The following is a 12,092-nucleotide window of genomic DNA, read 5'->3' on the forward strand; positions in this document are numbered from 1 at the left end:
TGGGATACGAGGCATTCAAAATCGTAAAAGAATCCACTCTTATCCTTCTTGAAGCAACTCCTCCGGATATTGATGTTAAAGAGGTTGAAGAAAGTGTCTTGAAAATTCCAGGTGTTGTTAATATGCACCATGTCCACATTTGGAAACTTGACGATGAAACAACACTTTTTGAGGCACATGTGAATGTTAAACCAAATACAAGCGTTGAGGAGACAAAGGCAATACGAAGCCAGATAGAAAACCTCATTAAAGACGTGTTTCATATAGACCACACGAACATCCAGTTTGAGTGTAACGAGCACACCGAGAAAAGCCTTATAAAAAATTCGTAAAGTGTGTTAAGGCTTGTAAAAAGAGAGTTAAAATTCCTCCGTTTACCCTCTTGACAAAAATAAAAAATTATATATAATATGTATCGGGAGGTGATGGATATGGCAAGAATGTACGATCCATTTGAAGAAATTAGAAGGCTTGAACAAGAAATTGACGACATCTTCTCTCAGTTCTGGAGAAGCGCAAAACCAAGATTAGCGCTTCCTCGAAAGGAGAGGGGTGAAATCCAACCTGTAGAAACTCAGATTGCCTTTGCTCCTTCAGTTGATGTAATTGAAAAAGATAACGAAATTGTAGTTAAAGCAGACCTTCCTGGAATTGACAAGAAGGATGTTAAGATAAAAGTTGAACCTGATGCTGTTACTATCTCCGGTGAAGTAAAGAAGGAGCGTAAGGAAAAGGAAGAGAACTACTTCATTGAAGAGCGTGTTTATGGTAGTTTCTACAGAGCAATACCGTTACCAGCAGAAGTTGACCCTGAAAAAGCACAGGCAAAATTCGAAAATGGTGTTCTTGAAATAACTCTTCCAAAGGTTGAAACTGGCAAGAAGACAAAAGAAATTACACTCGAGTAGTATATACTTGAGATCATTTGCCCCCGGTATTTCCGGGGGTATTTTTATTTAGCCTTATAAAAATCTGTGCAGGAAAAATCATTAAAGACCAGGGGATCTGCGCAAGTGTAAGCACAAGTGATGCCTTTGCATCAAGGAAAGAAAGCGCAAGCACAACGCCAATTGTAACATTCATAAAAGCTTTTGTTGCAAAGATAGAAATACGCTCTTCCATTGGAAGTTTAGGTGTTAAATAGAAAGGAATTACCATAAACAAGATATAGATTGGAATTGAGATGAGTATAAATCCTAATGCACTAACAGGATTTTTTACTATGAAATTGTAATTTACTGCTGTAATTGTTGTTCCAAGGAGAAGCAGTATCGATGTTGTGATGATTTTGTTTCTCTTTACAATTTGTGCTGTTAGATTTTTAAAGGTGTACTTGAATGCCTGCGAGAGTATAAGGGGGAGAAATATGAGTTTTATAAGCGTTAGGGATATATTAAGGTAATCAACACGAATCACCTTTCTTAAAAGGATGTAAAATAAAAGTGGGATTGTAAGGGGCGCAATTATGTGCGTAATTATAATGATCGTTGTTGAAAGAATTGTATCTCCACCGAGGATATCCGTAATTGATGCAGATGCAACGCCTGCAGGAACAGCCGAGAATAGAAGAAGAGAAGCAAGGAGAAAGTCTTGTGCCTTGAATATTTTTAACATTGCAAATACGATAAGAGGAAGGATAATGAGGTCCAAGATAATCGCATAGATGAGGAGTTTCACTCTTTTTGCAACCTTAATGATATCTACGAAGTCGAGTTTTAAAAATGTAAAGAAAAGAATTAGCATTAATAGATAAGTAAGATAAGGCTTTAGAATTGCAAACTGCGGGAACAGAAGCCCAAGTGGAATTCCAAGCGTTATTATGAATGACGAATTGCTTTCTATAAATTCATTAAATTTTTTCATACCTTACGATTATAATTTATACCACTAATTTTTCAAGCATTTTGCCTTTTGAAAAAGATAAAAAATATTGTATAATATCTTTGCTTTTAGCAAGGGAAACTCGTATAACCCTCCATACGGTTTCCTTTGTTATTAGCGAAATAAAAATTTATTTAGGAGGTTAAGAATGATTACAAAAGAACAAAAAGAAGAAATTTTTAAAAAGTTTGGTCGTCATGAAGGCGACACTGGCTCTCCTGAAGTGCAGATTGCACTTCTCACTTTGAGGATTAACAACCTTACAGAGCATTTGAAGCAATTCAAGAAGGACTTTGCATCCAGAAGAGGTCTTTTCAAGCTTGTCGGTGAAAGAAGGAAACTCCTCACCTACCTTAAAGAAACTGACAAAGAGCGTTATGAGAGAATTGTTAAAGAATTGAATTTAAGAGCATAAGGCTATGGTAGAGAAAGTAAGTATAGAAGTAGGCGGAAAAGTTATTGAGTTTGAAGTTGGTAGGATGGCAAAGCAAGCAGGGGGTGCTGTTTTTGCAACATGTGGCGGCACCCAGGTGCTTGCAACTTCCACTATGGGAGATGAACCTGCAGAGCCAACAGACTTTTTCCCGTTAACCGTTGATTACTTCGAAAAGATGTATGCTGCAGGAAAGATCCCCGGAGGGTTCTACAAGAGGGAAGGGCGTCCAACCGACGAAGAAATACTTGGTTCCCGCCTTATCGACCGTCCACTAAGGCCGATGTTTCCAATTCAATTCAGAAGACCTGTCCATATTGTTGTTTATGTGCTTTCTGCTGATGGCTCGATTTCACCTGCCATTCTTGGAATAAATGCGGCATCCCTTGCATCTCTTATCTCGGATGAGCCGTTCTATGAGGCAGTATCCGCCGTAAAGGTGGGGCTTATAGACGGAAAGTTCGTCATCAATCCAAATGAGAATGAGATTGACGAAAAAAGCCTTCTTGATTTGAGTATTGCAGGGACAAAAGACGCACTTATTATGATTGAAGCAGGTGCAAAGGAAGTTTCCGAAGATACAATGATTCAGGCAATGCAGGTTGCTCTTGAAGAGATAAAAAAGATCTCCCTTGTGCAGGAGGAGTTTGCAAAGAAAATCGGAAAGCCAAAGGTAGAAGTACCCGAAATTGTAATTGATGAGGCACTCAAACAGGAGATTGAGGCGGAAATCCTTGATAAGATTAAACTTGCACTTGAAAACAAGGAGAAGCTCACAAGAGAAAAAGCCCTTGAAGAGATAAAGAAGGGCATTATTACAGAGTACGAAGAGAAGTATCCCGAAAAAGTATCCGATGTTAATATGATATTCGACCTCATTTTGAGAAACTACATAAGAGGAGAAACTCTCAAGGGCAACAGAATCGACGGAAGAAAGCCCGAAGAGATAAGACCTATTTCAATTGAAGTAGGCGTTTTAAAAAGGACTCATGGTTCTGCTCTTTTCACAAGAGGTCAGACTCAAGTCCTATCCATTGCAACCTTAGGTGGCAAAGGCGAAGGGCAACTTGTTGAGTCTCTTGAAGAGGAAGTTGAAACAAAGCGCTACATGCACTATTATAACTTCCCTCCATTCTCAGTGGGCGAAGCGCGTCCAATGAGAGGACCAACAAGAAGAGAAATCGGTCATGGTGCACTTGCGGAGCGTGCCCTTGTGCCAGTACTTCCCGACGAAGAAGAGTTTCCATACACGATAAGGGTTGTTTCAGAAGTCCTCGAGTCTAACGGCTCGACATCAATGGCATCAACATGCGGCTCTACTCTTGCCCTTATGGATGCAGGTGTTCCCATAAAGAAGCCTGTTGCAGGTATTGCTATGGGGCTCATAAAGGAAGGCGACCAGTTTGTCGTTCTTACAGATATTCAAGGAGCAGAAGACCACCTGGGTGATATGGACTTCAAGGTTACAGGGACTGATACAGGTATTACGGCACTTCAAATGGATATAAAGATAAAGGGTATAACAGTCGATATATTGAGAATTGCACTCGAGCAAGCGCGCAAAGCAAGGCTATTCATCCTTGAGAAAATGAAAGAAGTACTCCCTGCACCTCGTCCTGAGATTTCTCCATATGCGCCACGTGTCTATACAATGCAAATTAGACCTGATAAGATTGGCTTGCTTATTGGTCCCGGCGGAAAAACTATAAGAAGCATAATTGGTTCAACAGATTCAGAAATCAATATCGAGCCTGATGGGAAAGTGTATATCACGGCACCAAACGAAAATATCCTTAATACGATTTTGGAGCGTATAAATCAACTCCTTGCAGAGCCTGAAGAAGGAAAAGTTTATGAGGGCGTTGTTGTTGACCTTAAAGACTTTGGTGCACTTGTGCAGATCCTTCCAAACTATGTTGGTCTTTTGCATATCTCACAGATTTCGGATAAGTTTATAAAGGATATAAGGAAAGAACTCCATATTGGCGACAAGGTAAAGGTAAAAGTCCTTAAGATTGAAGACGACGGAAAGATACAACTTTCAAAGAAAGCAGTTGATGGTGAAAAGAAAAATAACAACGAAAATTCGGAGAAAAGAGAATGAACGAAAGTCTTGATATAAGCATTTCTAAAACTTCTACCAGATACTTCGTTGAGGAGAACCACACATTCCCTTCGGTTTCTCTTGGCGTTTTTGTGAAGTCTGGCTCGAGGTATGAGGAAGATAAACTTGGCATTGCTCACTTTATCGAGCATATGGTCTTTAAGGAGACAAAGAAACGCTCCTCTTTTGAAATTTCCAAGGCAATTGAAGGGCTTGGTGGAGAGATTAACGCCTATACCTCAGGCGAGTATTCCCTCTTCTATGTAAAACTGCTTGGGAAGGATATTGAGGTTGGCTTTGATGTGCTATCTGATATCCTTACAAATCCCACATTCAATAAGGATCTTCTTGAAAAGGAACGTGAGGTTATTCTTGAGGAGATCTATGAGTTTTACGACGATCCTCAGGATATATGCCAAACCGAAGCCCTCCGCTCTCTTTGGGGAGATAGCCCCCTTTCGAGAAATCCCCTTGGGACTGAGGAAAGCGTCCGCTCAATAACCTACGAGGATATTGTTTCATATTTTAAAAGGTTTTTCGTTCGTGATAATATCTTTGTCTCCGTTGTGGGAGATATTGAAACCCATACTGCAGAGACACTGCTTGATAGGTATTTTAAGGATTTTAGAGATGGTTCAGTCAACCTTAAAACAGAAGTTGCTCCTTATGCATTTTCAGAGATTAACTTTCCCAAAGATACAGCCCAACTCCACATTGCTATAACCCTTAAGGGCGAAAAGAGTTTCACCCACGAGTCCTACCTTCACTCGATCTTTACAACAGCACTTGGTGGAAATATGTCCTCGAGGCTTTTCCAGAAATTGCGTGAAGAAAACGGACTTGTTTACACAGTCTATGCATACCCGGTAAGGCTTACGGATACAGGTGGCACAGTAGTGTATGCTTCAACTCTTCCAAAATACGGGAAAACTGTTGAAGATATGATGCTTGAAGAGCTGGATAATGTAAAAGAAAAAGGCTTTAGCGATGAGGAGTTTGTTAACGCCAAAAACTACCTTTTAGGAAGCCTTGTTTTAGGGCTTGAAAGCACTTCCTCAAGAATGCAGAAAAATGGTGTTTCAGGTCTTATGCAAGGAAGCATAAGGACCATTGATTCAATAATTAAGGAAATTGAGGGTATCACAAAGGACGAGTTTGATAACTACCTTAAGACGTTCCTTGAAAGCCCTCACGGGATTGTAAGAGTTGGTAAAATAGATGGGAAAAGTTGAGATGCTTAAGGAGATCGAAAACGACATAAGGCACTGCACGAAGTGCGACCTTCACAAAACAAAGACGCATTATGTTCCTGGTGTTGGTCCTGCTGATGCGCGAATAATGTTTGTGGGGGAAGGACCTGGGCGTGACGAAGATATACAGGGGCTTCCTTTTGTCGGGGCAGCAGGAAAACTCCTTACTCAACTTCTTTCAAGCATCGGAATCGATAGATCTGAAGTTTTTATTGGCAATATTGTTAAGTGCAGGCCTCCAAATAACAGAGTGCCAACACCAGAGGAGGTCGAGGCGTGTTTGCCATACCTCTATGCGCAGATTTCCGTTATAGAACCCGAGATTATCGTTACACTTGGCAATACTCCTCTTAATGCGCTTATCTCTCCAACACTCAAGGTGAGTTCAGCCCACGGAAGAGTATTTGAAAAGGATGGCTTGAGGTTTTTTGTTACATTTCACCCCGCAGCAGCACTTTACCACGGGGAATACAAGGATTTACTTGTTAAGGATTTTATGAAGTTGAAGGAAATATTAGACGAAACCAAAATTGTAGGAGGTTCTTAGATGAAGAAAAGGCTTTTAGTCTGGTTTATTATCTTTCTTATTGTCTTTGGGCTTGCGGTTTACATCGATTACACTGCAATAACCGCATCCTCAAAACCGCTTGAAACTCTAAGCAAATTTGAAAGTTACATCGTGCCACGTTTTGGGCTTGATATAAAAGGTGGCGTTAGGTTTGTCCTTGAAGCAGTCGACACACCTGAAGTTAAGGTTACGCCTGAAGCAATGCAAACTGCGATAAGCGTAATTCAAAAAAGGGTAAACGCACTTGGCATCTCTGAAGCAGTAGTTGTCCAGGAAAAGGGTGCAAACTGGAAAAGAATAGATGTAGAACTCCCAGGATGGAAAGACCCACAGAAAGCAAAAGAACTCATAGGGCAAACAGCACTCTTGCAGTTTAAAACTGAAGATGGAACAGTTGTCTTAACAGGAGCACACATAAAGAATGCAACACTTGAGTTCAGTAAAGACCCTGCAACTCTGGGACAGCCTGTTATTGCATTCCAGCTTGATGCCGAAGGAACAAAAATATTTGCAGATGTCACACAAAAGAATATTGGAAAGACAATTTCCATATACCTCGATAACAAATTGCTTATGGCTCCGACTGTAAAGAGTGCCATAACCGAAGGTCAGGGTGTTATTGAAGGCAATTTCACGAAAGAAGAGGCAGCAAACTATGCAGCACTTTTAAGAAGTGGTGCTTTGCCTGTTAAATTGAATTTTATTCAGGAAGATGTCGTTGGTCCTTCACTTGGTTCATATACAATAAGAATGGCAGTAATCGGCGGAATTGTTGCATTCATACTTATCGCTCTTTATATGATTATTTTCTATGGGTATCTTGGACTTCTTTCTGCACTTTCCCTTGTGTTCTATGTCTCCTTGGAACTTGCGGTGCTTTTCCTTATGCATGCAACACTTTCCCTTCCTGCAATAGGTGGTGCAATCCTTTCGCTTGGTATGGCTGTTGATATAAATGTAATCGTTTTTGAGAGAATGAAAGAAGAGTTGAAACTTGGAAAGACGCTTAAGTCAATTATAAATGCAGGCTTTGCAAATGCGCTCAGGACGGTTATTGATTCCAACCTTACAGTTCTTGTTGGTGCTGCGATCCTTTTCTACTTTGGCACAACCATAATCAAAGGCTTTGCAGTTACAACCACGATAGGAATCCTTTCGGGATTTATTTCTGGCGTCTTTGTTACAAGGCTTCTTGTTGAACTATTCCTTCCACAGACTTCACTGAAGAAGCCGTGGATGTGGGGAATATAGGAGGTATGAGATGAGTTTTAGAGATAGGATTGCAAACTGGGATATTTTAGGACACACAAAACTGTGGTTTTCAATTTCCATAACCATTATTCTTATTGGCCTTATTGCAATGGGGGTAAACTGGGTCAAATTTGGCTCGCCACTAAACCTCGGTATTGACTTTAGGGGTGGTTCTGTTATCACTCTTGCCTGTCAAAATACACCAGATTCTCAAAAAGTAAGAGATGTTGTTGCAAGTATTGGATATAAGGATGCAATTGTCCAGGAAGCGCAGGGAAACAAAGTCATAATCAAGATAAATGCAACAAGTGTTTCTCCTGATGATATCACAAAGATTGTTAACGAAGTTGATAAACTCTACAAGGTCAATAAGGATGCAACACAAATAACATCAATTGCTCCTGTTATTGGAAGTGAACTTATGCGAAACGGTGCAATTGCACTTCTACTTGCACTTCTCTTTGTCCTTTTCTATATTTCTATACGATTTGAATTTAAGATTGCAGCAGCGACAGTTCTTGCATTGTTCCACGATATCCTTGTAACTCTGGGAATGCTTGCATTGTTCAGAATTGAGATTAATGCGCCTTTCATTGGTGCATTCCTTGCAATCATTACATACTCCGTAGAAGATACAGTCGTTGTCATGGATAGGATTAGAGAAAAACTAAAATTCAAGTTAAGAGAGTCCTTTAGAGAAATTGTTAACAAGAGTATAACCGAGGTCTGGGTGCGTTCGATGAACACATCAATTACAACACTCTTCTCATCGCTTGCACTTGTTATCTTTGGCGGAACTGCCTTAAGAGACTTCTCTATGACTTTGCTCTTTGGTCTTTTCTCAGGAACCTATTCCTCGATTTACATAGCTTCACCTCTCCTTGTCCTCTTTAGAGGCGAAACTCTAAAAGAAGAAATCTCAAAGAAGGAAAGTGTTGTGAAAGTTGTTGAGGAACCTAAGGAAAGCGCCCTTGAAGAGCCTTCTCAAGAAGCTGTTACAACAGAAGTTGAAGAAGCGAAGGCAAGCAAGCCTAAGTCAAAAAAGAAAGGGAAAACTTCCAAAAAGAGAAAGTGAGTATAATATATTTGTTAGGAGGTAGAAATGGATTTGAGGAAATACATTAGAGACATCCCTGATTTTCCGCAGAAGGGGATTCTGTTTAGAGACTTAACGCCTCTTATGGGGGATAAGGATGCATTTAACTTTACTGTGAAAGAGATTGCAGACCACTTCAGGACATTCCATGTTGATAAAGTTGCAGCAATCGAAGCAAGGGGGTTCATTTTTGGTGCACCAATTGCAAGAGAATTAGGCGCAGGCTTTGTTCCAATAAGAAAGCCAGGAAAACTTCCATACGAAGTTGTTAGGAAAGAGTTCCAGCTTGAATACGGAATGTCTATCCTTGAACTTCACAAAGATGCCTTTAAGAAAGGCGAAAGAGTCCTTATGATTGATGACCTTCTTGCAACAGGTGGCACTGCACTTGCAGCATCGCAACTTGTTGAGTCGCTTGGTGCTGAAATTGTTGGCTGGGGATTTGTTGTTATACTCAAAGGTTTGAAAGGAGAGGAAAAGATAGGGAAATACCATATATTTTCCCTTGTAAACTTTGACTAAAGAAAGCCTTTTTGAAGAATTAAAAAATAAGGTATCCCCTTACCTTGATGGTGAGGGGATGCAACTTTTAGAGAAAGCCTACAAGTTTGCAGAGGAGAAACACTCTGCTCAAACAAGAGAATCAGGCGAAGAATATATCATTCATCCGCTAAATGTTGCACTTATCCTTGCAAACCTCAAACTCGATGCCGAGACTTACGCTGCAGCCCTTCTTCACGATGTTGTAGAGGATACAGGCGTTACGATAGATGAAATAAAAGAAAATTTTGGGGAGACTGTAGCCTTCCTTGTAAACGGGGTTACGAAGTTAAAGGGCATAAAAAGCGTCTCAACAGAAGAAGCACATCTTGAAAGTTTGAGGAAGATGCTCCTTGCAATGGCGCAGGATGTGCGTGTAGTCCTCATTAAACTTGCAGATAGGCTTCATAATATGCGCACATTAAACTACCTTCCCCCTGAAAAGCAAAAGGAAATTGCCCGTGAGACTATGGATATCTATGTCCCTCTTGCGCACCGCCTTGGAATGTACACTATAAAATGGGAACTCGAAGACCTCAGTTTCAGGTATCTTGAACCAGAAAAGTACTATGAACTTGCAAAGAAAGTTGCAAAAAAGAGGGAAGAGCGTGAGGCTTATGTAAACGAATTGATGGAGGAATTGAGAAATCTTTTAAAGGAGCACGGCATATCTGGTGTTGTGGAAGGGCGTCCAAAGAACCTCTACGGCATATACAGGAAGATGATCCGTGATGGAAAGCAGTTTGAGGAGATTTACGACATCATTGCCTTGAGGATTATCGTTGATGATATCCCTACATGCTACCAGGTCCTCGGGATTGTAAATAACTACTATAAACTTGTCCCTGGAAGGATTAAGGATTACATTGCAATGCCAAAGCCCAATAATTACAGGTCTCTTCACACAACAGTCATAACAAAATCGGGTGAGCCTTTTGAAATCCAGATAAGAACAAGAGAAATGCACGAGGTTGACGAAATAGGAATTGCAGCCCACTGGAAGTACAAGGAAGGGAAATCCCTCGATAAAAATTACGAAGCAAAAATTGCATGGCTCAGGCAGATGCTCGAGTGGCAAAAGGAAGTGCGCTCTTCAAAGGAATTCGTTGAGAGAGTAAAAGTCGATCTTTTCACAGATGAGGTGCTTGTCTTTACGCCAAAGGGAGATGTTATAGAACTTCCTCAAGGCTCAACACCTGTTGATTTTGCTTTCAGAGTTCATACGGACATTGGATACCGTTGCATTGGTGCAAAGGTTAATGGCACTATGGTTCCACTGGACTACAAACTCCAAACAGGAGATAGGGTTGAGATTATCACTTCCAAAACCTCAACAGGCCCAAAACTTGACTGGCTTCAGTTCGTTAGGACTGCCTCTGCAAAATCGAAAATAAAGGCATACTTTAGAAAACTCTACGAAGAAAAGAAAGAGCAGGAAAAAGTTGAAGAGACGCCAAAGGTTCAGCTTCCAAAAATAATTCCTTTAAAGCCTAAAACCGAGGTATCCGAATATTTCCCTGCAATTAATGGCGCAAGCAACATCAACATCTCCATTGCAAAGTGCTGCAATCCGAAGCCCTTTGATGAAATTGTAGGGTATGTGTCAAGAGGGCGTGGCATTAAAGTTCACCGTGTTGACTGTCCAAATCTTATAAAGATAATCGAAAATGGTGGAAAAATTGTTGAGGCACACTGGAGCAAGGGAAAAGAAAAGAATCTCTACGCCTTTTTCAAATTAACGGTTCAGGATGTTCCAGGACTTATATATAAAATTTCGGGCGTTTTTGCAAAAAGAAACATAAGTTTTGAGAATTTCCACTCCTCTTCAAAGAAAAAGAAATTCAAAGGAAAACTCCTTGCATATGTGAGATTTTCATGTAAACTCGACCCAAAGGTGAATCTTTCAGATTTAGTACACGAACTTGAAAGCCTTGAAGAGGTTGTTAAGGTAAGGGTTTCTAAGAGGTGGGTTTATGAGGGTAGTAGTCCAGAGAGTGAAGACATCGAAAGTGAAAGTGAATGATGAAGTTGTTTCGGAAATTGGCAAAGGTATTCTTGTCCTTGCGGGCATTGAAAAAGATGATACCCCAGAAGTCCTTAAATGGATTTCAAATAAAATTGTAAACCTCAGAATTTTTGAAGATAATGAGGACAAGATGAACCTTTCTGTAAAGGATATTGATGGTGAAATACTTCTCGTTTCACAATTTACCCTTGCAGCATACATTAAAAAAGGCAACCGTCCGAGTTTTTCGGATGCAATGGAAGAGACCCTTGCAAGAGAATACTTCGATAATTTTGTTAATTTAGTGAGGGCAATTTATCCAAAGGTTAAAACCGGTGTTTTTAAGGCGCATATGGAAGTTGAACTTGTTAACGATGGTCCTGTAACAATCATAATTGAGCGTCACCCGGGAAATTTATCAAATGACTAAATTTTGTGAATTTTTCGGTTTTCTTATTTGACAGAAGTTAAAAACTTCGCTATAATATTAAGTGTGCGGGAGTAGCTCAGGGGCAGAGCGCTGGCTTCCCAAGCCAGTTGTCGCGGGTTCAAATCCCGTCTTCCGCTCCATGGCGCCGTAGCCAAGTGGTAAGGCAAGGGTCTGCAAAACCCTCATGCGTCGGTTCGAATCCGACCGGTGCCTCCAAAGTTTTGTGCCGGGGTGGCGGAACAGGCAGACGCACGGGACTTAAAATCCCGCGGTGGCGACACCGTGCCGGTTCGATTCCGGCCCCCGGCACCAGACACTCAGAAAATTATCTTTTAAAACTCCCTTGTTTTCGTATAGACTGCATTAATATTCACTTAAAACTGCGCATTTAAATCGTTTTAGATCGACAATTTTACCCAAAAACTTCCCCGAGAAGGTTTAAGGTCTTTTTGGGGGAAGTTCGAAGGGGGTCTTTTAACCCCTTCGATTGAATAGGAGATTCTTCCTCGCAAAGTGCGCTCGTCAGAATGACCC

Annotated in this window: 12 protein-coding genes and 3 tRNA genes; 14 read left to right on the forward strand and 1 reads right to left on the reverse strand. The window is 40.7% G+C overall.

The features are described 5' to 3' along the window. The coding region (locus JHC30_06345; protein MCI4463771.1) for a hypothetical protein at positions 1-332 on the forward strand (332 nt) is incomplete at its 5' end. A gap of 99 nt (positions 333-431) precedes the next feature. After that, entirely contained in the window at positions 432-908 is a 477-nt protein-coding gene (locus JHC30_06350; protein MCI4463772.1) for an Hsp20/alpha crystallin family protein, read from the forward strand. A gap of 13 nt (positions 909-921) precedes the next feature. Here JHC30_06350 and JHC30_06355 read toward each other — a convergent pair whose 3' ends face one another. Next, positions 922-1,863: a bile acid:sodium symporter gene (locus JHC30_06355; protein ID MCI4463773.1), complete on the reverse strand. Its 942-nt coding sequence runs from the start codon at positions 1,861-1,863 to the stop codon at positions 922-924. 166 nt (positions 1,864-2,029) lie between these two features. Here JHC30_06355 and rpsO point away from each other — a divergent pair, with 166 nt between their 5' ends. The 12 genes from rpsO to JHC30_06415 all read left to right on the forward strand — a co-directional run bounded on the left by rpsO (position 2,030) and on the right by JHC30_06415 (position 11,870). After that, a complete protein-coding gene (rpsO, locus tag JHC30_06360; GenBank protein MCI4463774.1) occupies positions 2,030-2,296 on the forward strand; it encodes a 30S ribosomal protein S15 in 267 nt (88 codons plus the stop codon). 4 nt (positions 2,297-2,300) lie between these two features. Beyond that, complete coding sequence (locus tag JHC30_06365) at positions 2,301-4,418, forward strand: polyribonucleotide nucleotidyltransferase (GenBank protein ID MCI4463775.1); 2,118 nt, start codon at positions 2,301-2,303, stop codon at positions 4,416-4,418. After that, complete coding sequence (locus JHC30_06370) at positions 4,415-5,650, forward strand: insulinase family protein (protein ID MCI4463776.1); 1,236 nt, start codon at positions 4,415-4,417, stop codon at positions 5,648-5,650. Before JHC30_06365 ends, JHC30_06370 begins: the two co-directional genes overlap by 4 nt. Next, on the forward strand, positions 5,637-6,215 hold the full coding sequence (locus tag JHC30_06375; protein MCI4463777.1) for a uracil-DNA glycosylase: 579 nt from the start codon (positions 5,637-5,639) through the stop codon (positions 6,213-6,215). The genes JHC30_06370 and JHC30_06375 overlap by 14 nt, the downstream gene beginning before the upstream one ends. Next, a complete protein-coding gene (gene secD, locus JHC30_06380) occupies positions 6,216-7,487 on the forward strand; it encodes a protein translocase subunit SecD (protein ID MCI4463778.1) in 1,272 nt (423 codons plus the stop codon). A gap of 10 nt (positions 7,488-7,497) precedes the next feature. Beyond that, positions 7,498-8,562 (forward strand): protein translocase subunit SecF, encoded by a 1,065-nt coding sequence (secF, locus tag JHC30_06385; GenBank protein MCI4463779.1) that lies wholly within the window; start codon positions 7,498-7,500, stop codon positions 8,560-8,562. A 27-nt stretch (positions 8,563-8,589) separates the two neighbouring features. Then, on the forward strand, positions 8,590-9,105 hold the full coding sequence (locus JHC30_06390; protein ID MCI4463780.1) for an adenine phosphoribosyltransferase: 516 nt from the start codon (positions 8,590-8,592) through the stop codon (positions 9,103-9,105). Further along, entirely contained in the window at positions 9,098-11,146 is a 2,049-nt protein-coding gene (locus JHC30_06395) for a bifunctional (p)ppGpp synthetase/guanosine-3',5'-bis(diphosphate) 3'-pyrophosphohydrolase (protein MCI4463781.1), read from the forward strand. Before JHC30_06390 ends, JHC30_06395 begins: the two co-directional genes overlap by 8 nt. Then, positions 11,097-11,558: a D-tyrosyl-tRNA(Tyr) deacylase gene (locus JHC30_06400; GenBank protein ID MCI4463782.1), complete on the forward strand. Its 462-nt coding sequence runs from the start codon at positions 11,097-11,099 to the stop codon at positions 11,556-11,558. The genes JHC30_06395 and JHC30_06400 overlap by 50 nt, the downstream gene beginning before the upstream one ends. A gap of 65 nt (positions 11,559-11,623) precedes the next feature. Continuing rightward, a tRNA-Gly gene (locus tag JHC30_06405) sits at positions 11,624-11,698 on the forward strand. Position 11,699: 1 nt separating this feature from the next. Further along, positions 11,700-11,774: transfer RNA gene (locus JHC30_06410), tRNA-Cys, on the forward strand. Positions 11,775-11,783: 9 nt separating this feature from the next. Then, a tRNA-Leu gene (locus tag JHC30_06415) sits at positions 11,784-11,870 on the forward strand. The last annotated feature ends 222 nt before the right edge of the window (positions 11,871-12,092 follow it).

The organism is Caldisericum sp., from assembly GCA_022759145.1.
Lineage (GTDB): Bacteria > Caldisericota > Caldisericia > Caldisericales > Caldisericaceae > Caldisericum.